Below are 23603 nucleotides of genomic sequence, written 5' to 3'. Positions count from 1 at the left end.
CTTGCCGGTTAGTGTCCGCTAAGCGCGCGAGCGCCAGATCCGGGGCGAGAGAACGAGGCAGCAAACGAGTGCGTAGGCGACGAGCGACAGCGTGACCATCGCGGCGAGCGAGGCCATGCCGCCGCCGAGCATGACGATGGCGGCATAGCCGCCGCCCGCCGCGATCAGCACGCGCAGGGCGGAGCCGACGAACGGCCACAGCACGTGCCCCGCGCCTTGGCCGGCAAAAGCCAGCACGAAGCCGAAGCCGAGCGCGGCGTAGGCCGGCGCTACGGTGCGCAGATAGGTCGCGCCCTCGCGCACAACCTCGGCGTCGCGGCTGAACAGGCCGAGCCAGAGCGGCGGATGCAGCGCCACGATCACGCCGATGGTCCCGACCAGCGCCGCGCCCGCCAGGGCGCTGATCCAGGCGATGCGGCGCGCACGGCCGCGCTGTCCGGCGCCGACATTGATGCCGACCATGGTCAGGGTGGCCGTGCACAGTCCGAACAGGATCGGGATCATGATGTAGTCGAGCCGCGAGGCGATGCCGTAGGCGGCGAGCTCGGAGGTGCCGAAGCGGCCGGCGAGCGCGGTCACCAGGATGACGGTGAGATTGACCATGACCGCGTTCAGCGCGGTCGGCAGTCCGACCCTCAGGATGTCGGCGAACAGCCGGGCCTGCAGCGGCGCAACGCGCACATGCAGGCTGGAGCGGCCGGAGGCCATATAGCGCACCAGCACCAGCATGGCGCCGCAGTAATACAGGCCGAAGGCGATGCCCGCGCCGGCGATGCCGAGCCCCGGCAGCGGACCGAGGCCGAAGATCAGCAGCGGCGAGGCGGGGATCATGACCAGCGCGCCGACCAGGGTGACCAGCGCCGGCACCCGCACATTGCCGGCGCCGCGCAGCGCCGCCGCCTGCAGGTTGACGATCCACACCGGGATGGCTCCGGCGAACAGATAGTTGGAGTAGCGCAGCGCCGCCTCCAGCGCGCCTGCGCGTCCGCCGAGCGCGTGATACAGGGCCGGGCCGAGCAGGGCGGTCGCGAGCGTGAACAGGCCGCCGGCGATCACCGCCAGCACGATCGCATGGAACGCGATGGCATCGGCATCGGCGTTGTGCCCGGCGCCGACGGCGCGCGCCACCGCCGAGGAGACGCCGCTGCCGATGCCGCCATTGGACATCATCGTCATCAGCATGAAGATCGGGAACACCAGCGCGACGCCGGCCAGCGCATCGGTGCCGAGGAAGCCGACGTAGTAGGCCTCGGCGACGTTGACCGCGGTCTGCGCCACCAGCACCGTCATGGTCGGCAGCGCCAGCCGGAACAGCGTCGGCAGCACCGGGCCGGAGAGGAGTGAAGTGCGGACCGATTCGGCCTTGGCGCGCGACGGAGCCGGGGCCGGCGTGACAAGCGGCGTTGGCGCCTCCGGAGCTGCCGTGCCGCTACGCCGGGCCTCGCTGGTCGCCTGGGTGGATACGTCCATCGGATCTCCGCGCGCCTGGCGAGCCGTTGCATTGAAATGACGATCATCATTCAATAGGTCCGCCGCCGGGCGCGGGTCAAGGCGACGCGGGCGCAGGCCGATCATGAAAATTTGGCGGAGCAGGGTGATCCGCTGCGCCGGGGCGGCCCGCTAGTAATGGACGCGCAGGCCGATGCCGCCGTGGATGGTGTTGCCGACCGGCTGCGGGCCGAGCGTGCCGTTGACGAACAGGTCGGCGATCCAGCCCTGCGGCAGGCGGAAGCCGAGCCGGCCGCCATATTCGAACCAGCCCTGGTTGCCCATGGTCGGCGTCACCGTGCCGTTGCCGGTGACGGTCGCGACGATGCCGGAGCTGGTCGCGAACGACTGGACGTAGCCGCCATTGATGTTGGCCTCGATGCTCGTGCCGAACAGGTGGGTCCACTGGCCGCCGACCTTGACCAGGCTGGTGCGGTCGGTGCCGCCGGCGATCGTCGCGTCGAACGGGTTGAAGGCCACCGTGGGATCGCGATAGCCGGCGACGTGCTGCCACAATTGCCACAGCTCGACCGAGGCCGCGAGCTCGTCGCGCGGCGAGAACCGGCTGATCCAGCCGGCGCGGCCATAGACCGCGTAGTTCGATGCCGTGGTGGTGCCGTCCACGGTGACGTTGCCGAGGCTCGTCGCATAGCTCCGGCCGTAGCGCACGCGCTCATAGGGCGTCAGGATGGTGCCGACGTCGAAGAACGGCCGCGACGAGCCCCAGTCGGCGAAGTCGTAGCGCAGCGCAAAGGCGCCGATCGGCGCAGACGTCACGTGATAGCCGTTCTCGTCGTAGTGCGTGTAGGCGAGGCCGGCGAGCAGCGCCATATTGCTGGTGAGCTGCTTGCGGCCATGGATGCCCGCCGAGAACGAGCCGGCCGAGCCGAACGCGCTGACGCAGTCGCTGCAGTTGACCTGCTCGTTGACGCCGAGCAGCACCAGCCCGAGCACGCGGTTGGTGATCATCTGGTTGAAGCGCTGGTCGGCGAGGCCGTTGATCGCGTTGGCGCTGTTTCCCGCGCCGGTGGGCGACGGCGACGGGGTCGGCGTGCTCGAGGGCGAGGGCGTCGGCGTCGGACTGGCGGTCGATGTCGGCGTGGCCGACGGCGTCGGCGTCGCGGTGGGCGAGGAGGTCGGAGACGGCGACGGGGTCGGGCACGGCGCCGCCGCGAAATTGTCCACCCCGCAATTGCTCTGCGCGGCGGCTGGCGCGGCTTGCAGGGCGAGCGCGAGCAGCCCGCCGGCGATGGCCGTCATCAGGAGAGCAAGCTGACCGCGGCGCGTCCTCATCGTCATCGCCCGCACAGGATGCCGGTGAAGTCCTGCGGCGGCGCATTGCTGGCGAGATCGGTGACCGTGCAGAGGCCCGATGTCGACGCGCAGCTCGCCGCAAAGCTCCAGGACGGATTGCTGGTCTTCTTGATCGCGCTTCGGCCGTTGCCGGTTGCGGTGATGATGGCCGTGTCGCCGGGCTGGGTCAGCTCGAGGCATTGGAAGGTGAGGGTGCAGACCCGCGACGCGCCTTCCTGCAGCACAACCATGGTCTGGCCGCGCTGCGAGCGGATGTCGAGGATGGTGCCGCGCACGCCGATGGTCGCGAGCGGCGTGTTGATCTTGTAGGCGGTCTTCTCGGAATGGCCGGTGACGAAGCGGAACGCGCCGGTGCCGAGCCGGATCGCGATGTCGCGATAGCTGGTCTCGTCGTTGAAGACGGTGCGGTCGAGCGTCAGGGTGGCGTTGGCGCCGAGCGAGAGATTGGTGCTGTCGATCATGACGAGCCGCGCGGCGCTGTCATTGCCGGTGCGCACGGTCTCGTTGCGCACGACGCCGTCGCCGAGATTGATCGGGCTGCTCGACGCGCCTGCAACGCGCAGCACGTCCTTCTGCACCAGCACGGCTTCGCCGATGCGGCCGTCGGCGCTCGCGCCGCCCGCGACGCCCAGCAGGGCGGCGGCCGAGATCGCAGCGACACAGGTTCGGCGACGCAGGCTCATATCCACACCGAAGGTCGTTCCCTGCTCAATCTAGCCGAAGACGGCGCGCGGGGTTGTTGTAAAATGGGCACAAGTTTGCCTCGATGACCGTTCGGTGGTTAGTTGCCGTCACCGTGGGATCAGTTCAACGCGGAGGCCCATGAAGGTATCTGCTGCTCGCCGGGATGACGACGAAGATGACGGCGAGGTTGCGCAGGATGGCGCTCTGTCGGTCCGCCGCTGCGTGATGACGGCGTTGCTGATCTTCGCGATCGCGCACGTCGTGCTGATGATCGGGCTCGCCTCGCCGCCGAAATTCGTCTTCGACGAGGTGCATTACGTGCCGGCGGCGCGGCAGATGCTGGGACTGGCGCCGGCAACGCCGCAGCTCAACCCGATGCATCCGCCGCTCGCCAAGGAGCTGATTGCGCTGTCGATCAGGACGTTCGGCGACAATGCCTTCGCATGGCGCTATCCCGGTACCGTGCTCGGCGGGCTCGCCGTCGCCGCGATCTATCTGTGCGGCCTGGCGCTGTTCGCGGCGCAATGGCCCGCCATCGCGGCGGCGCTGCTCGCGGCCTTCAACCAGATGCTGTTCGTCCAGGCGCGCATCGCGATGCTCGACATCGGTGCGCTCGCCTTCAGCCTGCTCGGGATCGCGGCGTTCCTGTTTTCGTTCAGGCAGCGCCGGCCGCAGGTCGTGTTCGCGCTGGCGGGGGCGCTGTTCGGCCTTGCGATCGCCTGCAAATGGAGCGGGCTGTTTCCGCTCTTGACGGCGCTTCTCATCGTCGGTCTCATCAAGCTGTTCCAGCATTGGCAGACCTCGTTCGGCGATGGCGAGCCGACCGACTGGTATCGGCCCGAGCAATGGCCGCAACTGAGCTGGCTGCAGATCGTGCTGTGCCTCGTCGCGATGCCTGCTGTCTGCTATCTCGCGACCTTCGTCCCGCTGTACGGCCTGTCCGTCATGGGCATCTTCGAGGCGCAGCGGCGCATCTTCGCCGACAGCGTCACCACGGCGATCGCCGGCCACACCTATATGAGCGCGTGGCCGACCTGGCCGCTGCTGGTCCGTCCGGTCTGGTTCCTGTTCGACAAGAATGGTGACACCGACATCGCCGCGGTGGTGCTGCTCGGCAATCCGCTGGTGCTGTGGCCGGCGCTGGCCGCGCTCGCGATCTGCGCCCGGGATTTCATCGCGACGCGCAGCGCGACGGCGTTCCTGATCCTGGCGTTCTATCTCGGCTGCTATCTGCCCTGGGCGCTGCTGCCGCGCGCGCTGAGCTTCATCTACTACTACCTGCCGTCGGCGACGCTGGCGAGCCTCGCGCTCGTCCATGCGCTGCGACGCTGGCCGCGCTGGGTGCTGGTGAGCTATGTCGCCGTCGCGATCCTGGGCTTCGTCGCGATGCTGCCGATCAGCGCCGCCTTCATAGGCACGACGATGCAGACCTTCACCCGGCTGATGCTGTTCCAGAGCTGGATCTGAACGCGGACAAAAAGCGCCCCGCCCGCCAGGGACCGTAAGCAGGCGGGGCGATGCGCGGCGGAGCGCTCACTTCGCCGCGGTTTTGGTGTCCATGTTGACGACCTGGACCCGCCGGTTGAGCGGATCGGCCGGGTTGGCCGCGTCCTTGAGCTTGGTCTTGCCGTAGCCGACCGTGACGAGGTCCTGGCCGGGGAGGGCGAACTTCTCGACCAGATAGCGCTTGATGGTGTCGGCGCGGCGCTCCGAGAGATCCTGGTTGAAGCCGTCGCTGCCGATGCCGTCGGTATGGCCGGCGACCACGAAGGTCGAGCCCTTCAGGTTCGGATCGGACAGCGCCTTGCCAAGCTCCTGCACGGCCGGCATCGAGGCCTTGCTGATGTCGGCCGAATTGTAGTCGAACTGGATCTCGAGATCGATCTTGGGCTTGGTCGCCGCGATCTCGGCGATCTGTTCGCGCTCGCCGAGCGACAGCGAGCGGGTCTTGCGGTTGCGCATGCTGTCGATGAAGGCCGCTTGCTTCGCCTGCGTCGCCGTGTCGGCCTGCGGGTTCGCCTGCGGTCCGATCGAGATGCCGCGCGTCACGGCCTTCGGCTTCAGCGCGTTGAGGATCTTGTCGGCCGACACGGCCTCGCCGGCGAAAGCGGTGCCTGCGCCGATTGCCAGCATCGCGGAGAACGCCGCCGCCTGAAATGCAAAACGTCCAAAATATGGGGTCATCGTCGTTATCCTCGGGTCGTCATGCCCTATGGCCATTGGATGCGTGAACGATAGAACGGGTTCAAAGCGTCCAATGTGATCGACGTCACGTTGCCGGGCCGGGCGGCCGTCGAGGGGCGAAGCGAGTGGTTTGCGGGACGCGCTGCGCGCTGCCGCAAAGCGATCGGCAGGTGGCCGGTCCGCGAACAACAAATCGGCCAGATGCGGTTCTACCGGATAGCGCTCGCCGGGAAAAAATCGCAAACCTGAGGGACGCGAACGGCGAGTGGATTCGTAGTCAAGAAACGCGAACAGAAAAGCAGAGCCGTGTTCAACCCATCGCACAGGCGCGACTATCAGTCCCATCGGGCGAGCAGCCAGGATCAGGCGGGATCGTCCGGTTCCATGTCGACGCTGATTGGAGCAGGGATCATTGCCGCATCGATCCTGCTGTCGACGCTGTTCACGGCTGTCGGCAACCGCTATGTCGGCCTGGAAAGTCCCTCCGAGGATACGGCCTGGCTGGTCGACCGCCTGACCGGCCGCATCTACAAATGCCGTGCGCCCGATCCCGGCCGCGCCAGCTGCAAGGCCGAGATCGCCACCGGCAGCATTCCGGACAAGTCCAAGCCTTGAGGTTCCGCAAGGGGATCCCGTCGGCCTGATTCGCCGTTGCGGGAGCGGGGGCGAATCTCGCACCATTGCGCGGCATGCCCGCCGTTTCCACGCCCATCCCGCTCTCCAAGCCGCAGGCGCGCCGCATCTGGCTGCGCGCGCAGCGGCTCGATGCCGAGGCGCCTTTCGGCGCGGGCCCCGAGGCCGTTGCCGCCGCCATCGCCCATCTCGGCTATGTGCAGATCGACACCATCAACGTCATCGAGCGCTGCCACCACCACATCCTGTTCAGCCGCATTCCCGCCTATCGCCGCGCCGATCTCAGGCAGGCGCAGAGCGCGGACAAGACCGTGTTCGAATATTGGACCCACGCGCTGTCCTATATTCCGGTGCAGGACTTCCGCTACTTCGTTCCGGCGATGCGCCGCCACCGCCGCGAGGGCCATCGCTGGCTCACCACCGTGAAGCCGGAGGATACGCGCAAGGTCATGCGGCTGATCCGCCAAGGCGGCGCGCTGACGATCCGCGACATCGACGACGACGTGCTGCGCGAGAAGGACCACGCCTGGGCCAGCCGCAAGCCGTCGAAGCGCGCGCTGCAGCTCGGCTTCTACGAGGGCGTGCTGACGGTGTCGGGCCGCGACGGCATGCTCAAGACCTACGACCTCACCACCCGGCATTTCGGCTGGGAACGGCTGCCGAAGGGCGCCAACGATCGCGAGATCGCAGCCTATCTGCTCGACCGCGGCCTGCGCGCGCAAGGCGTCGTCAGCCTCGATTCGCTCTGCCATCTCAATGCCCCCAGCAAGGCCGCGGTGCGCCGGGTGATCGATGCCAGGGTCAGGCGCGGCACGCTTGTGCCGGTGGCGCTGGAGGGCGCCGGCAAGCAGGAGCACTGGGCGACGCCAGCAGCGTTGGACGAGCCGGTCGAAATCGATCCGGCGCGCGTGCACATCCTGTCGCCGTTCGATCCGCTGATCATCCAGCGCAAGCGGACGCAGGCGATCTTCGACTACGATCATCGCTTCGAGGCCTATGTCCCGAAGGACAAGCGCCTGTTCGGCTATTTCGCGCTGCCCGTCCTGGTCGGCGACGAGATCGTCGCCGCGCTCGACCTCAAGACCGACCGCCAGAACGGTAAGCTCCTGATGCAGAAATGGAGCTGGGTCGGCCCGGGCAAGGCCGCGCGTGGCGAGCTGCGCAAGGCGCTGAAGCGGGAGATCGAGGACGAATTGCACCGGTTCCAGCGGTTTCAACTTGGAGACTGACCTTTCCGCCGGAGAATCGTTCGATCTCTTGATTTGGAAACGAATGTTTCCTAAAAGGAGGAATGACGCGGTCACGAACGAATTCATCCGAGCGCCGCGGCCCCGGTCGGCCGCGCGAGTTCGATATGGACACTGCCCTGAACAGGGCCCTGGTGGTCTTCAGCGAGCGCGGCTACCACGGCGCGTCGCTGGCCGAATTGCGCGCTGCCATGAAGCTCACCACCGGAAGCCTCTACAAGGCCTTCGCGGACAAGCACGCGATCTTTCTGGCGACGCTCGATCACTACATCGCGCGCCGCGACCGGCAGGTTCGCGACTGCCTCGATTCACACCACAGCGGACGCGACAAGCTCAAGGCCTTGCTGCAGTTCTACGCGGAATCCGCCAGCGACAGCGAAGGCCGGCGCGGCTGCCTCGTCGTCACCAGCGCGACCGAGCTCGCTACCTTGAATGCGGAGGCTGCCGCCAAGGTCCGGGGGGCGTTGCGCCGGGTTGAGACCTTGTTGCGCGACCTGATCAAGTTGGGACAGGCCGACGGATCGATCCGGCCGGCGCTCGACCCGGAAGCCGTCGCGGGCGCGCTCTTCTGCGTGATCCAAGGGCTGCGGGTGGTTGGCAAGACGGGGCGTGCAAGGAGCGAGATGATGAGCGTCGCAAATCAGGCCGCGGCGTTGCTCGCATGATGTCGTGCCAAAATAGGAAACGTTTGTTCTATAATAGGAGAATGATCAATGCCCGAGTTGATGAACGCCATCCCTGCCAAAACTCCGCCGCGGCTGGTCGCGGCGGAGCCGTTCAGTCGCGCCGAGCCGTCGCTGCCGGGATTCACCCATCGCTTCGAAACCGTCGACGGCGTCCGGCTGCACTATGTCAGCGGTGGTCCGCCGGCTGGCGATGTCGTGGTGCTGCTCGCCGGCTTTCCCGAAAGCTGGTTTGCCTGGCGCAAGGTCATGCCGCTGCTCGGGTCGCGGTATCGGGTCATTGCCGTCGATTTCCCAGGACAGGGTGACTCGGACCGGCCAGCCGACGGCTACGACACGCAGGCCCTGGCCACGGCGGTGCATCGCCTGCTGCAGCAGCTCGGCCTCACCAGCTATCATCTGGTGGGCCACGATATCGGCGCGTGGGTGGCCTATCCCTATGCGGCCTTGTTTGAAGCCGAGGTGCGCAGCCTGGCCCTGCTCGATGCAGGAATTCCCGGCGTCACCTTGCCCGAGGCGTTGCCGTTCGCGCCAGACCGCGCGTGGCGCACCTGGCACTTCGCGTTCCACGCCGTCGCGGATCTCCCGGAGATGCTGATCCATGGCCGCGAACGCGACTATCTCGCCTGGTTCCTGCGGCGGAAGGGGGCCAGTCCAGAAGCGTTCTCCGAATGCGATCTCGACGAATATGCCCGCGTGCTGACCAAGGCCGGCGGCTTGCGCGCCGGGCTCGCCTATTATCGTGCCGCCGCACTGTCAGCGCTTCAGAACCGCGAACTGAAAGCCAGGGGCAGGCTGAAGCCGCCGGTGCTGGCCGTTGGCGCCGACCAGGGATCGATCGTGGACATGGCCGCGCCGCTCAGGGAGGTCGCTGATCAAGTGGAGGGCATCACCATCTCCTCGTGCGGCCACTATATTCCGGAAGAGCAGCCTGCCGTTCTGGCCGAGGAGCTGGACGCCTTCTTCAGCCGCGTCTGTACCGCGTCGGGCTGAGCTCTCGCGCGATGTCGTAGCTTGCCCGGGGCAAGCCTATGCCGAAGCCGGCCGCATCGCGATCCGGTCGATCCAGACGCCGATGAGGATGCCGACCACATAGGCGGCAATGTTCCACAGTGAGAAGATGCGGCCGAGCAGCAGCGCGCCCGCCAGCGTCAGGCGAAAGCTGTCGAGCCAGGGCGTGTGGATCAGCCTGAAGGCTTCGACGATGGCGGCGATGGCGAGCGCGAGGCCGGCGATCTGCCCCACCGCCATTCGCGGCAGCAGCGCGACGAGCAGCATATAGACCATCGTCGCCCAGAGCACGGAGCCGCCATACTTGACGATCAAGGCGGGAAGGCCGAGGCCGGGACCGTGGAAACGCAGGCCAAGCCCGAGCGCGATCACGATCAGCGCCGTCGCGAGCGCTCGTGCTGCGCGGCGGCGCCTGTCAGCGCGGGCGAGCATCCCGGGTGACGAGAGCGTCATGCGCGTGCCGCGCCCCCGCGATGCGCCGACGGGCTGTGGGGTTTCAGGTTTTCCGATTGACTTGCCACGACCGATGCTCAACACCGCCCATCAACTACCAATGTCTGCAATGCTCCCGGGAGGAGATCGATGAGTCCGTCCGCCACCACCCCGGCCGCGCCTGGCCGCTCCGACATCGAGGCCGCGACCATCCGCGCCATCTCCTGGCGGCTGATCCCGTTCCTGGTGCTGGCCTATTTCTTCTCGTATCTGGATCGCGTCAATCTCGGCTTCGCCGCGCTGACCATGAACGCCGAGCTGAAGTTCTCGCCGCTGGTGTTCGCCTGGGGCGCCGGCATCTTCTTCATTGGCTATTTCATCTTCGAGGTGCCGAGCAATCTGGCGCTGGAGAAGTTCGGCGCCAGCCGCTGGATCGCGCGCATCATGGTGACCTGGGGCATCATCTCGGCGCTGATGGCGCTGGTCTCGGGCCCGTGGAGCTTCTACACGCTGCGCTTCCTGCTCGGCGTCGCCGAGGCCGGCTTCTTCCCCGGCATCATCCTCTATCTCACTTACTGGTACCCCGCGCAGTATCGCGCGCGCTTCCTCGCCGCCTTTGCGGTCGCCGTGCCGATCTCGACCGTGATCGGCGCGCCCGTGTCGGGCCTATTGCTCGGCCTGCACGGCCTGATGGGACTGCAGGGCTGGCAGTGGCTGTTCATCATCGAGGGCATCCCCTCGGTCATCCTCGGCGTCGTCACCTGGTTCTACCTGACCGACCGGCCGGAGCACGCGACCTGGCTGTCGGCGGAGCAGAAGGCCTGGCTCGCGGCAAAGCTCGAGGCCGAGACCGCGGCGAAGCAGGCCGCCGGACACATGACGCTCGGTGAGGCGCTGTCGTCGCCCAAGGTGATCGTGCTCAGCCTGATCTATTTCGGTTTCGTCGGCGCGCTCTACGGCATGCAGTTCTGGCTTCCGCAGATCGTCAAGGCGTTCGGACTGAGCAATGTGCAGACCGGCTTCGTCACCGCGATCCCCTATGCGTTCGGCACCGTGGCGATGATCCTGTGGGCGCGGCATTCGGATGCGACGCGCGAGCGCGTCGTGCATGTCGGCGCGCCACTGATCCTGATCGCGGTGGCGCTGGCCGCCTCGAGCGTGATCGGCGATCCCACGCTCACCATGGTCGCGCTGACGGTTGCGGCGATCGGCGTGTTCTGCGTCTTCGGCGTATTCTGGACCTTGCCGACGGCGTGGCTGTCGGGCACGGCCGCGGCCGGCGCCATCGCGCTGATCAACTCGATCGGCAATCTCGCGGGCTTCGGCGGCCCCTATCTGGTCGGCTGGATCAAGGACACCACGGGCTCCACCACCCACGGCCTGCTCGCATTGTCGGTGCTGCCGCTGATCGCCGGGCTGCTGGTGTTCTTCGGCGGCCATGAGAGCAAGGTGGAGTTCGCCGGCCAGGCGCCGGCGGAATAGCGACCGCACAATCGGCTGACGATTGCAGAGGCTTGAGATCGCCCATCGAGTGAGGTGACGAAGGGCCCGGTCTCGACCGGGCTCTTTGTTGTGGCTTCCAGGCAAGGGCACGTGCGCTCCGCGGGGTCGAGGCGGGGGCGATCCGCGGCGGCCGCGCGGACGTTCGTTGGCAGGCTGCATCAGCCGACCGAACCCGAAGCTCGAGATGAGGAGGATGGTGCCGACCAGCGCGGGATTCCGGGTTCGACGGCTGCCGCCGTCGCCTTGGCTGGGGGGAGCTCCCCAAGAGCGCCTGCCGCGCCAACGAGCACCTGCGGCAACGTGTCCAGATGTTCACGAAGTCATGATCACTGACGAATATTGACAATCATCACTCAACATTCGACACTCGCTCGCAACTGCAGCGAGGGTGCGCCATGTTGATCCGCCTGATTTTCGCGAGCTATTCCAAGCTGTTGACCGGTCTTGCGCTGGCCACCATGGCCGTCGCCCTGGCCGGGTGCAATGAGACCGTCGCCCAGAAGGCCGAGCCGGTCCGGCCGGTTCTGGTCGCCCCGGTCCACTATGAGGCCGAGACGCCCGAACGCAGCTTCGTCGGCACCATCCGCCCGCGCATCGAGGCCGATATCGGCTTCCGCGTCGCCGGCAAGGTCGCCAAGCGCCTGGTCGAGATCGGCCAGACCGTCGATGTCGGCCAGCCGCTCGCCACGCTCGACGAGGTCGACCTGAAGCTCCAGGCCGAGCAGGCCGAAGCCGAATTCCGCGCCGCCACCGGCGTGCTGGCGCAAGCGTCCGCCGCCGAGACCCGCGCCAAGGAGCTGCGGGCCAAGGGCTGGACCACCGACGCCCAGATGGACCAGGCCAGGGCGTCCGCCGACGAGGCGAGGGCACGGCTCAACCGTGCCGAACGCTCGGTCGAGCTGACCCGCAACTCGCTGTCCTATGCGACGCTGGTTGCGGATGCGCGCGGCGTGGTCACCGCGAGCATGATCGAGCCGGGCGTGGTGGTTGCCGCCGGCCAGGCCGCGATCCGGGTCGCGCGCTTTGCCGAGAAAGAGGCGGTGGTCGCGATCCCCGAGACGCTGCTCGAACGCGCCAAGACCGGCAGCGCCTACGTCACGCTGTGGTCGGAGGCCGACAAGAAATATGCGGCGAAGCTGCGCGAGATCGCGCCGGCCGCCGACCCTGCCACGCGGACCTATCTCGCCAAGTTCTCGCTGCCCGACGCCGGCGAAGCCGTCTCGCTCGGCATGACCGCGACCTTGACGCTCGCCGATCCCGCCACCACGCGCGTCGCGCGGCTGCCGCTGTCGGCCCTGTTCAGCGAGGGCCGTGATCCGTCGCTCTATGTGGTCAACGACAAGGGCGAGGTGACGCTGAAGCCGGTGAAGGTAAAGGCCTATGACAGCAAGGACGTGCTGATCACGTCAGGCGTCGACGAGGGCGAGAAGGTCGTGGCGCTCGGCGTGCAGAAGATCGATCCCAGCCAGAGGGTGCGGGTCGTGTCGGCGCTGACGTTCTGATGGCATGACGGCCTCATGGTTCGAGACGCGCGGCGTCGCCGCGCTCCTCACCGTGAGGGGCTAGATCCTCATCCTGAGAAGACGCGAAAGCGCCGTCTCGAAGGATTGAGGCCACCGAAGCGCGAAGCAACTAGGTCCTCATCGGAGAGCACCCATGAAGCGGTTCAACCTGTCGGCCTGGGCGGTCAATCATCCGCCGCTGGTGCTGTTCCTGATCATTGCGCTCGGCGTCGCCGGCTTCTTCTCCTATCAGAAGCTCGGCCGCGCCGAAGATCCGTTCTTCACCGTCAAGGTCGTCAACGTCTCGGTGATGTGGCCGGGCGCGACCGCCGTGGAGATGCAGAGCCAGGTCGCCGACCCCATCGAGAAGAAGCTGCAGGAGCTGCCTTACTTCGAGAAGGTGCAGACCTATTCGAAGCCGGCCTTCACCGCGATGCAGGTGACTTTCCGCGATTCGACGCCGCCGAAGGAGGTGCCGCATCTGTTCTACCTGATCCGCAAGAAGCTCGACGACGTGCAGTCCTCGCTGCCGTCGGGGATCATCGGTCCGTTCGTCAATGACGAGTTCTCCGACGTCGATTCGATCCTGTTCATGATGACCGGCGACGGCGCCGACTATGCGCAATTGAAGAAGACCGCCGAAGGTCTGCGCCAGCGCCTGCTGAAGGTCGCCGGCGTCACCAAGGTCAATCTCTACGGCACCCAGGACGAGCGCATCTATGTCGAGTTCAGCCATGCCAAGCTCGCCACGCTCGGCATCACGCCGCAGGCGCTGTTCGATTCGCTTGCCAAGCAGAACAATGTGACACCGGCCGGCACGGTCGAGACCTCGTCGCAGCGCGTGCCGCTGCGCGTCACCGGCGCGCTCGATGGCGCCAAGGCGGTGGCGGAGACGCCGGTCGAAAGCAACGGTCGGGTGTTCCGGCTCGGCGACATCGCCACCGTCACTCACGGCTACGTCGATCCGCCGAGCTTCAAGGTGCGGCAGGAGGGCAAGCCCGCGCTCGGCATCGGCGTCGTCACCGCCAAGGAGGCCAACATCCTGGAGCTCGGCAAGGAGGTCCACGCCGCGGCCGACGACTTCATGAAGGCCGTGCCGCAGGGCATCGAGATCGAGCAGATTGCCGACCAGCCCAAGGTGGTCGAGCACGCCGTCAGCGAGTTCGTGCATTCGTTCGTCGAGGCGCTGGTGATCGTGCTGTTCGTGTCGTTCCTGGCGCTGGGGTGGCGTACCGGCATCGTGGTGGCGCTGTCGGTGCCGCTGGTGCTGGGGCTCGTCTTCATCGTCATGAACATCATGGGGCTGAACCTGCACCGCATTTCGCTTGGTGCCCTCATCATTGCGCTCGGCCTTCTGGTCGACGATGCCATCATCGCGGTCGAGATGATGGTGGTGAAGATGGAGCAGGGCTGGGACCGGATGCGCGCGGCGTCGTTTGCGTGGGAGTCCACCGCGTTCCCGATGCTGACCGGCACCCTGGTCACGGCCGCGGGCTTCCTGCCGATCGGCTTCGCCAATTCCGCGGTCGGCGAATATGCCGGCAGCATCTTCTGGATCGTCGCCATCGCGCTGGTCGCGTCCTGGTTCGTCGCGGTGATCTTCACGCCCTATATCGGCGTCAAGCTGCTGCCGGACATGAAGGCCCATCACGGCCATGACGAGCACGCGGTCTACGACACGCGCATGTATCGCGGCCTGCGCGCCATCGTGCGCTGGTGCGTCGATCACCGCATCACCACCGTCGCCGCGACGGTCGGCGTGTTCGCGGCATCGATCGTCGCCTTCGGCCACGTCCAGCAGCAGTTCTTCCCGCTGTCGGAACGCCCCGAGCTGTTCCTGCAGTTGCGGCTGCCGGAGGGCACCGCGTTCGGTGTCACCGAGAAGGCGGCGCGCGAGGCCGAGGCGCTGCTGAAGGACGACAAGGACATCGAGACCTACACCGCCTATGTCGGGCAGGGCTCGCCGCGCTTCTGGCTCGGCCTCAACCCGCAACTGCCGAACGAGGCCTTCGCCGAGATCGTGATCGTCGCCAAGGACGTCGCCGCGCGCGAGCGCATCAAGGCCAAGATCGAGACCGCGGCTGCGAACGGCGAGCTGAACGAAGCGCGCGTCCGCGTCGATCGCTTCAATTTCGGTCCGCCGGTCGGCTTCCCCGTCCAGTTCCGCGTCATCGGTCCCGATGCGGCCAAGGTGCGCGAGATCGCCCATCAGGTGCGTGACGTCATGCGCCAGAACCCGAATGTCAGGGATCCGCAGCTCGACTGGAACGAGCAGTCGCCTTACCTCAAGCTGGTCGTCGACCAGGATCGTGCCCGTGCGCTCGGCCTGACCCCGCAGGACGTGTCGCAGTCGCTGGCGATGCTGATCTCCGGCGTCCAGGTCACGACCATCCGTGACGGCATCGAGAAGGTCGGCGTCGTCGCGCGCGCGGCACCGTCCGAGCGGCTGGATCTCGCCCATGTCGGCGATCTCACCATCACCTCGAAGAACGGCGTGGCGGTGCCGCTGCAGCAGATCGCCAAGATCGAGTATTCGCACGAGGAGCCGATCCTGTGGCGGCGCAACCGTGACATGGCGATCACGGTCCGTGCCGACGTGGCCGATGGCGTGCAGGCGCCCGATGTCACCAATCAGATCTCGCCCAAGCTGCAGGACATCCGCAATCATCTCGAGCCGGCCTACCGGATCGAGGCGGGCGGTGCGTTCGAGGAATCCGCCAAGGGCAATGCGTCGATCTTCGTGCTGTTTCCGCTGATGGTCATCGTGATGCTGACCCTGCTGATGATCCAGCTTCAGAGCTTCTCGCGGCTGATCCTGGTGTTCCTGACCGCGCCGCTCGGCATCGTCGGCGCCTCGCTCGGGCTCAACGTCGCCAACGCGCCGTTCGGCTTCGTGGCGCTGCTCGGCCTGATCGCGCTGGCCGGCATGATCATGCGCAACGCGGTGATCCTGGTCGATCAGATCGAGACCGACGTCGCCCATGGCCTGACCCGCAAGGACGCGATCATCGAGGCCACGGTGCGCCGCGCCCGCCCCGTGGTGCTGACCGCGCTGGCGGCGATCCTGGCCATGATCCCGCTGTCGCGCTCGGCGTTCTGGGGCCCGATGGCGATCACCATCATGGGCGGGTTGTTCGTTGCAACCTTCCTGACGCTGCTGTACTTGCCTGGATTGTATGCCCTATGGTTCCGCAAGAGTCTGGACGAGCGCGGAGCGAAAGACGCGGATCATTCCGCAGCGCAGCACGTTGACGTGCCGAGGCCTTCGCTTCCTCTGGCCGAGGCCGCCGAATGAAGGATCAACAAGATCGCAGGCATGATGACCCTGGTTTCCGACCATATCGAATCCGACACGCACGAGCGCATTCTCGTCGTTGCTGAGCGCCTGTTTCGACAGATCGGCTACCAGAAGACGACCGTCGCCGACATCGCCAAGGAGCTCCGCATGAGCCCGGCGAATGTCTACCGGTTCTTCGACTCGAAGAAGGCGATCCACCGCGGGGTCGCCCGCACGCTGATGGCCCAGGTCGAGGCGGCCGCCATCGCGATCGCGGAGCGGCCCGGTCCGGCGGCACCGCGGCTGCGCGAGTTGCTCGGCACGATCCATCGCATGAACACCGAGCGCTATGTCGGCGACAACAAGCTGCACGAGATGGTCGCGGTGGCGATGGAGGAGAGCTGGGACGTCTGCGAGGCGCACATGCTGCTGATCACCGAGATCATCGGCCGCGTGATCGGGCAGGGCGCGGCGTCCGGCGAATTCGCGGTCACCGATCTGCCGCTGGCGGCAAAATGTGCGACGACCGCGATGATGCGCTTCTTCCATCCGCAGATGATCGCGCAATGCGCGACCAAGCCGGGCCCGACGATCGACGAGATGATCGATTTCGTGCTGGCAGGGCTTGGTTCCAGGGGCGCTGCAAGCTAAGTTCTCCGCCATTCGAGCGAAGCCAAGTCGCTTGCGCTCCCCGCAATGACGGAAGGGACGACGGCGTGACCGAACGGGATCTGCATTTCTACGAACCGAAGAACGGCCACGGCCTGCGCCACGATCCCTTCAACGCCATCGTCGCGCCGCGTCCGATCGGCTGGATCTCGTCGCGTGATCCTGATGGGCACGTCAACCTTGCGCCCTACAGCTTTTTCAATGCGTTCAACTACACGCCGCCGATCATCGGCTTCTCCTCGACGCAGTGGAAGGACTCGGTCGCCAACATCCAGGACACCGGCGAGTTCGTCTGGAACCTGGTGACGCGCGGGCTTGCGACGCAGATGAATGCGACCGCCGCGCATGTCGCGCGCGAGATCGACGAGTTCAAGCTCGCGGGCGTGACGCCGGTGCCGTGCAAGTTCGTCAACGTGCCGCGGGTCGGCGAAAGCCCCGTCGCGTTCGAATGCAAGGTGACGCAGATCATCCAGCTGCAGGGCGCCGACGGCACCAAGGCCCAGGCCTGGCTGACGCTCGGCGAGGTGGTCGGCGTGCATATCGACAAGACGCTGATCAAGGACGGTGTCTACCAGACAGCGCTCGCGCATCCGATCGTCCGCGCCGGCCGTCGCGGCGACTATTTCGAGATCATGCAGGAGGCGATGTTCGAAATGGCGAGGCCGGACTGACGGCCCTGCTTGGCGCCTTCTTGAACGCTCCCGCAATTGGAGACCATCCGACGTGACCGAAGCGACCGCCCATGCCGCGCCGACCGAGCCCCGCGGCGATCTCTGCATCCGCACGCTGGCGATGCCGGCGGACACCAACGCCAATGGCGACATCTTCGGCGGCTGGCTGCTCAGCCAGATGGACGTCGGCGGCGGCGTGTTCGCCGCCAAGGTCGCGAAGTCGCGCACGGTGACGGTCGCGATCGAGGCGATGAACTTCCGCAAGGCGGTCTATGTCGGCGATCTCGTTTCGGTCTACGCACATCTCGTCCGCGTCGGCCGGACGTCGATGACGGTGCGTCTCGAAGCCTGGGTGCTGCGCCGGAAAGAGGAGCAGCCGATCCTCGTCACCGACGGCAATTTCACCTATGTCTCGATCGACGACGGCGGCCGGCCGCAGCCGATCCAGCGTGATGGCGTGATCGCGACCTGATCACATTCGCGGTCGGCGGCCGCAAATAACCTCCGTTAATGCGCGGCATATGCCGCTCGCTCGGCATAGGAACCGGCATCCGGCGATGCGCGTTCATTCGAGCACGTTCGCGCGGCGTCTGCGCCGATCAATCTCGCGCGATCTAAGTCCTGTCCACAGGGCAGGCGTCTTTACGATGTTTGCAAGTTCTGGTTGCTTGGATGCGCGTTGCCGCGTCTCTGCCGTATTGCGCGCTTCGAGTGGCGCGCCGGACGGACAGCAATCACGGCAGTCCGTTTCCGACCAACAAGGCAAAAAATGCCAGCCGGAAAAAATTGCCGGCACAGGGGAAATGGTGGGGGCATGTTGCGCGAACAGGGTGGGAGGAAGTCCATGTCGGACGTCGACGAGAAACTGACCTTGCAGGTGCTGAAGAAGCTGCAGCAGCGGCTCCTCCATGCCGAGCGCAGGATTGGCGTCTACGAGCATCAGCTCAGCGCGTTTCGTGAACATCACGTCGAGGTGCTGAGGGATCTGCGCACGATCTATCAGTTGCTCGGTCGGCATCAGCACTGTCTCGGCGGAGCCGATGCATCGCTGCACAAGGCGACGCTCGTCCCGGATGATCCGCACTGATTCGGCAAGGCGTCACGGCGTGAGGGCGTGCAGCGCAGCCAACATAACATCCACACAATTTCCTGTTGGCATTCACGTCGGAATAGCCGGGGCTCCCTGCACGGAACATTCGTCATGGAGCTCGGTTATACGCCCCGGAATGAACGACGGGATTGCGCAATGTCCGAAACCTATATCATCGAGGTCAGCTCCCAGGCGGCGGGGATCGTCATCCGCGACCGCGGCGGCTTTCGCTTCTTCGCGGCGTCCCATCGCTTCAATGCCCTCGAGGGCCAGGTGTTTCGCAATGCCCGCGAAGCCGAACGCGCCGCGATTCGGCTCGTGACCGGTGAGCTGAGCGCAGCCGCCTGAGCGAGCTCGGCGCACGTGGACGTAGGCCGGACCAAGGCCGCGTCTGAGCTGCTCCGGGGCGGGCGATTGCTGCGATGCGCCCAATGCTTCGCCGATTGACGCTTGACTCGATCAGCATCACCATGGTGCAGCTTGTCCTGAAAGCTTGCCATGGCCGTCCTGTCCCAACGCCAGACCGACATCCTCAACATCGCCCGCGCCTCCGGCCGCGTCATGGTGGAGGATCTCGCGCGCCGCTTCGAGGTCTCGGCCCAGACCATCCGCAAGGATCTCAACGATCTGTGCGAGCAGCGCGCGCTGACGCGCATTCATGGCGGGGCCATCATCGCCTCCGGGGTCGAGAATCTCGCCTACGAGGCGCGGCGCTTCGTCGCTGCGGACGAGAAGAAGGCGATCGGTGCGGTTGCAGCCGCGCGGATTCCGAACGGCTCCTCGCTGTTCATCAATATCGGCACCACGACGGAGGAGGTGGCGAGCGCGCTGTCGTCGCACCAGGACCTGCTCGTCATCACCAACAATCTCAACGTCGCGATGCTGCTCTATCCGCATCCGCGCATCGAGGTGATCGTGGCCGGCGGCACCGTGCGGCGCTCGGACGGCGGCGTCATCGGATCGACCGCGACGCAACTGATCGGCCAGTTCAAGGTCGACTATGCGATCATCGGCGCGTCGGCGATCGACGAGGAGGGCGCGCTGCTCGACTTCGACTATCGCGAGGTCCAGGTTGCGCAGGCGATCATCGCCAATGCCCGCAGCGTGATGCTGGTCGCCGATTCCACCAAGCTCCACCGCAGCGCGCCGGTGCGCATCGCACATCTCAGCCAGATCCAGACCTTCGTCACCGACCGCCCCCTGCCGGACGGACTGGCGAGCCTCTGCCATAGCCGCGGCATCGAGGTGGTCTCGGCGATGCCCGCCGACGATGCCGACGACGCCGCAGAGGCAACCGAAACGGCGGGGTCCGCCGTGCTCCGCCGCGCCTGACTTTCCGCCACTCTCGCAGGCTCCTTGATCCCGGTTTGGGCAGCTTTTGCCCAACCGCGGCCCAACATGCGAATTTCGATTTGCTTTCACTTTCGTTTGTGTTTAACTCGAAACCGAAAGTGAAATCGCCGCAGTCAAGGCGATTGCCGGGGGATGCGTCTGTTGGAGCGGATCTACGACCTCGCCATTGTCGGAGGCGGCGTGAACGGTTGCGGCATCGCGCGCGATGCGGCCGGACGCGGAAATTCCGTTTTCCTGTGTGAAATGAACGATCTGGCGAGCGGAACCTCGTCCTGGTCGACCAAGCTCGTGCACGGCGGCCTGCGCTATCTCGAATATTACGAGTTCCGGCTGGTCCGCGAGGCGCTGATCGAGCGCGAAGTCCTGTGGCAGATCGCGCCCCATATCATCCGTCCGCTGCGCTTCGTGCTGCCGCATCATTCGGGGCTGCGCCCGGCCTGGCTGCTGCGCCTCGGCCTGTTCCTCTATGACCATCTCGGCGGCCGCAAGCTGCTGCCGCCGACGCGGTCGGTGAACCTGCGCAGCGACGAGGTCGGCCGCCCCTTGATCCCCGGGCGCTACAGCAAGGGCTTCGAATATTCCGACTGCTTCGTCGACGATGCGCGCCTGGTCGTGCTGACCGCTCGGGATGCCGCCGATCGCGGCGCCGTCATCCGCACCCGCACGCGTGCGACCGAGATCCATCAGGATGGCAGCCACTGGCTGGTCACGACCGAGAACACCCAGACCGGCGAGCGCGAGACCATCAAGGCGCGCGCGCTGGTCAATGCCGCCGGTCCCTGGGTCGAGCAGGTGCTGGCGACCGGCGCCGGCGTCAATGCGAAAGCGAAGGTGCGGCTGGTGCAGGGCTCGCACATCGTGGTGCGCAAGCTCTACGATCACGACCGCGCCTACATCTTCCAGAACGCCGACGGCCGCATCATCTTCGCCATTCCCTATCAGCAGGATTTCACGCTGATCGGCACCACCGATCGCGACTATCAGGGTGATCCGGCCAAGGTGAAGGCGACCGACGAGGAGATCGCCTATCTCTGCGCCGCGCTCGGGGAATATCTCGCCAAGCCGGTGACGCCGGCCGACGTTGTGTGGAGCTATTCCGGCGTGCGGCCGCTCTATGATGACGGCGCCAGCGAGGCCAAGGCAGCGACCCGCGACTACGTATTCGAGCTCGATACGCCCGGCGGCTTGCCGCTGCTGTCGATCTATGGTGGCAAGATCACCACCTACCGGCGCCTGTCGGAAGAGGCGCTGGAGCGTCTTGCGCCCTATCTGAAAGGGGGCGACGCGGAGGAAGGCTGGACCGGCAAGGCGCCGCTGCCCGGCGGCGACATGAAGGTCTCGGCCGTCGGGCCGTTGATTGCGGATCTCTGCAAGACCTTTCCGTTCCTGTCGGATGCACATGCGAAGCGCATCGCCCATGCCTACGGCACGCGGGCTGCGGCCATGCTCGCCGGTGCGACATCTTTGGCCGATCTCGGCCAGGACTTCGGTGGCACCTTGACGGAGCGTGAAGTCAGGTACCTGATGACGGACGAGTGGGCGTTGACGGCCGAGGACATCGTGTGGCGTCGATCGAAGCTGGGGTTGCGGATGTCGGCGGCTGAGATCGCCGCCCTCGAGGCGTGGATCACAGCCAATCGCGAGCGCTCCACTTTGCCGGCGCGTGAGGCGGGAGGACGCGCATGAGCGTCACGCTCGATCACGTCTCCCGAATTGTCGACGGCGTGACCACCATTCGCGACGTCTCGCTGACCTTGCAGCGCGGCACGCTGAGCGTGCTGCTCGGGCCGACGCTGTCCGGCAAGACCTCGATCATGCGGCTGCTCGCCGGCCTCGACAAGCCGACCACCGGCCGCGTGCTGGTCGACGGCAAGGACGTCACCGGCGCCGATGTGCGGCAGCGCTCGGTCGCGATGGTCTATCAGCAATTCATCAACTATCCCTCGCTGACGGTCTATGAGAACATCGCCTCGCCGCTGCGCGTGCAGGGCAAGTCGCGCCAGGAAATCGAGAAGCGCGTGGCGGAAGCGGCGCGGCTGCTCCGGCTCGAGCCCTATCTGAAGCGCACGCCGCTGCAGCTCTCCGGCGGCCAGCAGCAGCGCACCGCGATCGCGCGCGCTCTGGTCAAGGGGGCCGACCTCGTGCTGCTGGACGAGCCGCTCGCCAATCTCGATTACAAGCTGCGCGAGGAGCTGCGCACCGAGCTGCCGCGCATCTTCGAAGCCTCGGGCGCGATCTTCGTCTACGCCACCACCGAGCCGTCGGAGGCGCTGCTGCTCGGTGGCCGCACCATCTGCATGTGGGAAGGGCAGGCGCTGCAGGCCGGCGATACCGCGGCCGTGTATCGCCGACCCGATACCTTGCGTGTCGGCCAGGTGTTCTCGGACCCGCCGATGAACACGGTCGAGATCCAGAAGCGCGGCGAGAGCGTGGAGTATGCCGGCGGGGTCAAGGCGCCGGCGGTCGGCCTCTATGCCGATCTGTCCGATGGCGCCTACCGCGTGGGCTTCCGCCCGCATCAGCTCGGGCTTGGCAAAGGCGACGGCAGCCACGGCCGCCATGCCTTTCCCGCGATCGTCTCGGTCACCGAGATCACGGGATCGGAGAGCTTCGTGCATCTGACGCGCGACGGCATGAACTGGGTCGCCGTGCTGCACGGCGTCCATGAATATGAGCCCGGCGAGATCCTCGACGCGGTGCTCGATCCGTCCAATGTGTTCGTGTTCGACGCCGGCGACCGCCTGGTCGCCGCGCCGGCGATCTGAGGGAGATGCCGCATGGCCCGCATTGACCTCGTCGATCTCGCCCACGCCTACAACGGCAACAGCGGCGATATCGAGAGCTACGCGCTGAAGCCGGTGACGATGACCTGGCGCCAGGGCGGCGCCTATGCGCTGCTCGGCCCGTCCGGCTGCGGCAAGACCACCTTGCTCAACCTGATCTCGGGCATTCTCACGCCCTCGCACGGCAAGATCCTGTTCGACGGCACCGACATCACCAAAGCCTCGACCCGTGAGCGCAATATCGCGCAGGTGTTCCAGTTCCCGGTGATCTACGACACGATGACGGTCGGCGAGAACCTCGCCTTTCCGCTCAAGAACCGCGGCGTGCCCAAGGCCGAGATCGACAAGCGCGTCGCCGAGATCGCGCGTCTCCTCGATCTGACTCCGGACCTCAACCGCAAGGCGACACGGCTCACCGCCGACGCCAAGCAGAAGATCTCGCTCGGCCGCGGCCTGGTGCGCTCCGATGTCGCCGCCGTCTTGTTCGACGAGCCGCTGACCGTGATCGATCCCGAGCTGAAATGGCAGCTGCGTTCGAAACTGAAGGCGCTGCATCGTGAGCTCGACCTGACGATGATCTACGTCACCCACGACCAGACCGAGGCGCTGACCTTCGCCGACACCGTCGTCGTCATGCATGACGGCCGCGTGGTGCAGAGCGGCACGCCGGCAGAGCTGTTCGACAAGCCGGCGCATACCTTCGTCGGGTACTTCATCGGCTCGCCGGGCATGAACATCCTCTCCGCCGAGGTGAAGGGACGCGAGGCCCGCATCGACGGTCACACGCTGACGCTGTCGCGCAGCTACGACGCGCTGCCGGCCGGAGCCAAGATCGAGATCGGCGTCCGTCCGGAATTCGTCGATGTCGCGCAGCCCGGACCCGGCCTGCTCGATGCCAATATCGAGCGCGTCGACGATCTCGGCCGCATCCGCTTCGCGCGCGTCCGTGTCGGCGACGTCAAGTTCGCCGCGCGACTGCCGGCCGGCTTCTCGCCGCAGGGCTCCGCGATCGGGCTGAAGTTCAATCCAGCCTATGTCCACGTCTATGCCGACAGCCGTCTCGTCGAGGGAGCCTGAGT

At 66.4% G+C, this 23603-nt stretch carries 22 protein-coding genes; 17 read left to right on the top strand and 5 right to left on the bottom strand.

Annotation, left to right across the window (positions count from 1 at the left end; all coding sequences use genetic code 11):
- Window positions 1–18: 18 nt before the first annotated feature.
- From ACQR1F_RS11605 to ACQR1F_RS11595, 3 genes are all read right to left on the bottom strand, one after another.
- Complete coding sequence (locus tag ACQR1F_RS11605) at window positions 19–1470, bottom strand: MATE family efflux transporter (RefSeq protein WP_434913060.1); 1452 nt, start codon at window positions 1468–1470, stop codon at window positions 19–21.
- Between the two features lie 150 nt (window positions 1471–1620).
- Window positions 1621–2787, bottom strand: coding sequence for a hypothetical protein (locus ACQR1F_RS11600; protein ID WP_434913059.1), 1167 nt, complete (start codon window positions 2785–2787; stop codon window positions 1621–1623).
- Window positions 2784–3485: a FecR family protein gene (locus ACQR1F_RS11595; RefSeq protein WP_434913058.1), complete on the bottom strand. Its 702-nt coding sequence runs from the start codon at window positions 3483–3485 to the stop codon at window positions 2784–2786. The genes ACQR1F_RS11600 and ACQR1F_RS11595 overlap by 4 nt, the downstream gene beginning before the upstream one ends.
- Before the next feature lie 139 nt (window positions 3486–3624).
- On the opposite strand from ACQR1F_RS11595, the gene ACQR1F_RS11590 reads away from it, so the two are divergent.
- On the top strand, window positions 3625–4953 hold the full coding sequence (locus ACQR1F_RS11590) for a phospholipid carrier-dependent glycosyltransferase (RefSeq protein ID WP_434913057.1): 1329 nt from the start codon (window positions 3625–3627) through the stop codon (window positions 4951–4953).
- Between the two features lie 66 nt (window positions 4954–5019).
- Here ACQR1F_RS11590 and ACQR1F_RS11585 read toward each other — a convergent pair whose 3' ends face one another.
- Window positions 5020–5670, bottom strand: coding sequence for an OmpA family protein (locus ACQR1F_RS11585; RefSeq protein WP_434913056.1), 651 nt, complete (start codon window positions 5668–5670; stop codon window positions 5020–5022).
- Between the two features lie 384 nt (window positions 5671–6054).
- On the opposite strand from ACQR1F_RS11585, the gene ACQR1F_RS11580 reads away from it, so the two are divergent.
- The 4 genes from ACQR1F_RS11580 to ACQR1F_RS11565 all read left to right on the top strand — a co-directional run bounded on the left by ACQR1F_RS11580 (window position 6055) and on the right by ACQR1F_RS11565 (window position 9226).
- Window positions 6055–6285, top strand: a complete 231-nt coding sequence (locus ACQR1F_RS11580) for a hypothetical protein (RefSeq protein ID WP_315802718.1) — start codon at window positions 6055–6057, stop codon at window positions 6283–6285.
- 74 nt (window positions 6286–6359) lie between these two features.
- The gene (locus ACQR1F_RS11575; RefSeq protein WP_434913055.1) at window positions 6360–7532 is read left to right on the top strand and encodes a winged helix-turn-helix domain-containing protein; all 1173 of its coding nucleotides are present in this window, start codon (window positions 6360–6362) and stop codon (window positions 7530–7532) included.
- A gap of 125 nt (window positions 7533–7657) precedes the next feature.
- On the top strand, window positions 7658–8215 hold the full coding sequence (locus ACQR1F_RS11570; protein ID WP_434839114.1) for a TetR/AcrR family transcriptional regulator: 558 nt from the start codon (window positions 7658–7660) through the stop codon (window positions 8213–8215).
- A 48-nt stretch (window positions 8216–8263) separates the two neighbouring features.
- Window positions 8264–9226, top strand: coding sequence for an alpha/beta fold hydrolase (locus ACQR1F_RS11565; protein ID WP_434839113.1), 963 nt, complete (start codon window positions 8264–8266; stop codon window positions 9224–9226).
- Window positions 9227–9262: 36 nt separating this feature from the next.
- Here ACQR1F_RS11565 and ACQR1F_RS11560 read toward each other — a convergent pair whose 3' ends face one another.
- Entirely contained in the window at window positions 9263–9697 is a 435-nt protein-coding gene (locus tag ACQR1F_RS11560; protein ID WP_315802722.1) for a DUF2809 domain-containing protein, read from the bottom strand.
- A 129-nt stretch (window positions 9698–9826) separates the two neighbouring features.
- On the opposite strand from ACQR1F_RS11560, the gene ACQR1F_RS11555 reads away from it, so the two are divergent.
- The 12 genes from ACQR1F_RS11555 to ACQR1F_RS11500 all read left to right on the top strand — a co-directional run bounded on the left by ACQR1F_RS11555 (window position 9827) and on the right by ACQR1F_RS11500 (window position 23601).
- Complete coding sequence (locus tag ACQR1F_RS11555; protein ID WP_316217374.1) at window positions 9827–11158, top strand: MFS transporter; 1332 nt, start codon at window positions 9827–9829, stop codon at window positions 11156–11158.
- Between the two features lie 416 nt (window positions 11159–11574).
- A complete protein-coding gene (locus ACQR1F_RS11550) occupies window positions 11575–12681 on the top strand; it encodes an efflux RND transporter periplasmic adaptor subunit (RefSeq protein ID WP_434913054.1) in 1107 nt (368 codons plus the stop codon).
- A 154-nt stretch (window positions 12682–12835) separates the two neighbouring features.
- Complete coding sequence (locus ACQR1F_RS11545) at window positions 12836–15976, top strand: efflux RND transporter permease subunit (protein ID WP_434874669.1); 3141 nt, start codon at window positions 12836–12838, stop codon at window positions 15974–15976.
- A 24-nt stretch (window positions 15977–16000) separates the two neighbouring features.
- Complete coding sequence (locus ACQR1F_RS11540; RefSeq protein WP_316217391.1) at window positions 16001–16609, top strand: TetR/AcrR family transcriptional regulator; 609 nt, start codon at window positions 16001–16003, stop codon at window positions 16607–16609.
- Between the two features lie 65 nt (window positions 16610–16674).
- The gene (locus ACQR1F_RS11535; RefSeq protein ID WP_434913053.1) at window positions 16675–17298 is read left to right on the top strand and encodes a flavin reductase family protein; all 624 of its coding nucleotides are present in this window, start codon (window positions 16675–16677) and stop codon (window positions 17296–17298) included.
- Between the two features lie 52 nt (window positions 17299–17350).
- Complete coding sequence (locus ACQR1F_RS11530) at window positions 17351–17770, top strand: acyl-CoA thioesterase (protein WP_315802727.1); 420 nt, start codon at window positions 17351–17353, stop codon at window positions 17768–17770.
- Window positions 17771–18142: 372 nt separating this feature from the next.
- Window positions 18143–18385, top strand: coding sequence for a hypothetical protein (locus tag ACQR1F_RS11525; RefSeq protein WP_315802728.1), 243 nt, complete (start codon window positions 18143–18145; stop codon window positions 18383–18385).
- Window positions 18386–18544: 159 nt separating this feature from the next.
- Entirely contained in the window at window positions 18545–18736 is a 192-nt protein-coding gene (locus ACQR1F_RS11520) for a hypothetical protein (protein WP_315802729.1), read from the top strand.
- A gap of 150 nt (window positions 18737–18886) precedes the next feature.
- Window positions 18887–19720: a DeoR/GlpR family DNA-binding transcription regulator gene (locus tag ACQR1F_RS11515; RefSeq protein ID WP_316178064.1), complete on the top strand. Its 834-nt coding sequence runs from the start codon at window positions 18887–18889 to the stop codon at window positions 19718–19720.
- Between the two features lie 153 nt (window positions 19721–19873).
- Window positions 19874–21427, top strand: a complete 1554-nt coding sequence (gene glpD, locus ACQR1F_RS11510; RefSeq protein WP_316178066.1) for a glycerol-3-phosphate dehydrogenase — start codon at window positions 19874–19876, stop codon at window positions 21425–21427.
- On the top strand, window positions 21424–22506 hold the full coding sequence (locus tag ACQR1F_RS11505; protein ID WP_315802731.1) for an ABC transporter ATP-binding protein: 1083 nt from the start codon (window positions 21424–21426) through the stop codon (window positions 22504–22506). Before glpD ends, ACQR1F_RS11505 begins: the two co-directional genes overlap by 4 nt.
- Before the next feature lie 12 nt (window positions 22507–22518).
- Window positions 22519–23601: an ABC transporter ATP-binding protein gene (locus ACQR1F_RS11500; protein WP_315802732.1), complete on the top strand. Its 1083-nt coding sequence runs from the start codon at window positions 22519–22521 to the stop codon at window positions 23599–23601.
- Window positions 23602–23603 lie beyond the last annotated feature (2 nt).

It is taken from the genome of Bradyrhizobium sp. HKCCYLS3013 (assembly GCF_051167615.1).
GTDB lineage: Bacteria > Pseudomonadota > Alphaproteobacteria > Rhizobiales > Xanthobacteraceae > Bradyrhizobium.
This window is presented reverse-complemented; position numbering and strand designations above follow the sequence as displayed.

Coding starts and splice junctions, on each gene's coding strand:
- ACQR1F_RS11590 (WP_434913057.1), top strand. CDS start 3,625: ATGAAGGTATCTGCTGCTCGCCGGGATGACGACGAAGATGACGGCGAG.
- ACQR1F_RS11520 (WP_315802729.1), top strand. CDS start 18,545: ATGTCCGAAACCTATATCATCGAGGTCAGCTCCCAGGCGGCGGGGATC.
- ACQR1F_RS11600 (WP_434913059.1), bottom strand. CDS start 2,787: ATGACGATGAGGACGCGCCGCGGTCAGCTTGCTCTCCTGATGACGGCC.
- ACQR1F_RS11570 (WP_434839114.1), top strand. CDS start 7,658: ATGGACACTGCCCTGAACAGGGCCCTGGTGGTCTTCAGCGAGCGCGGC.
- ACQR1F_RS11605 (WP_434913060.1), bottom strand. CDS start 1,470: ATGGACGTATCCACCCAGGCGACCAGCGAGGCCCGGCGTAGCGGCACG.
- ACQR1F_RS11595 (WP_434913058.1), bottom strand. CDS start 3,485: ATGAGCCTGCGTCGCCGAACCTGTGTCGCTGCGATCTCGGCCGCCGCC.
- ACQR1F_RS11575 (WP_434913055.1), top strand. CDS start 6,360: ATGCCCGCCGTTTCCACGCCCATCCCGCTCTCCAAGCCGCAGGCGCGC.
- ACQR1F_RS11500 (WP_315802732.1), top strand. CDS start 22,519: ATGGCCCGCATTGACCTCGTCGATCTCGCCCACGCCTACAACGGCAAC.
- ACQR1F_RS11505 (WP_315802731.1), top strand. CDS start 21,424: ATGAGCGTCACGCTCGATCACGTCTCCCGAATTGTCGACGGCGTGACC.
- glpD (WP_316178066.1), top strand. CDS start 19,874: ATGCGTCTGTTGGAGCGGATCTACGACCTCGCCATTGTCGGAGGCGGC.
- ACQR1F_RS11555 (WP_316217374.1), top strand. CDS start 9,827: ATGAGTCCGTCCGCCACCACCCCGGCCGCGCCTGGCCGCTCCGACATC.
- ACQR1F_RS11545 (WP_434874669.1), top strand. CDS start 12,836: ATGAAGCGGTTCAACCTGTCGGCCTGGGCGGTCAATCATCCGCCGCTG.
- ACQR1F_RS11580 (WP_315802718.1), top strand. CDS start 6,055: ATGTCGACGCTGATTGGAGCAGGGATCATTGCCGCATCGATCCTGCTG.
- ACQR1F_RS11560 (WP_315802722.1), bottom strand. CDS start 9,697: ATGACGCTCTCGTCACCCGGGATGCTCGCCCGCGCTGACAGGCGCCGC.
- ACQR1F_RS11525 (WP_315802728.1), top strand. CDS start 18,143: ATGTCGGACGTCGACGAGAAACTGACCTTGCAGGTGCTGAAGAAGCTG.
- ACQR1F_RS11515 (WP_316178064.1), top strand. CDS start 18,887: ATGGCCGTCCTGTCCCAACGCCAGACCGACATCCTCAACATCGCCCGC.
- ACQR1F_RS11540 (WP_316217391.1), top strand. CDS start 16,001: ATGACCCTGGTTTCCGACCATATCGAATCCGACACGCACGAGCGCATT.
- ACQR1F_RS11565 (WP_434839113.1), top strand. CDS start 8,264: ATGCCCGAGTTGATGAACGCCATCCCTGCCAAAACTCCGCCGCGGCTG.
- ACQR1F_RS11585 (WP_434913056.1), bottom strand. CDS start 5,670: ATGACCCCATATTTTGGACGTTTTGCATTTCAGGCGGCGGCGTTCTCC.
- ACQR1F_RS11550 (WP_434913054.1), top strand. CDS start 11,575: ATGTTGATCCGCCTGATTTTCGCGAGCTATTCCAAGCTGTTGACCGGT.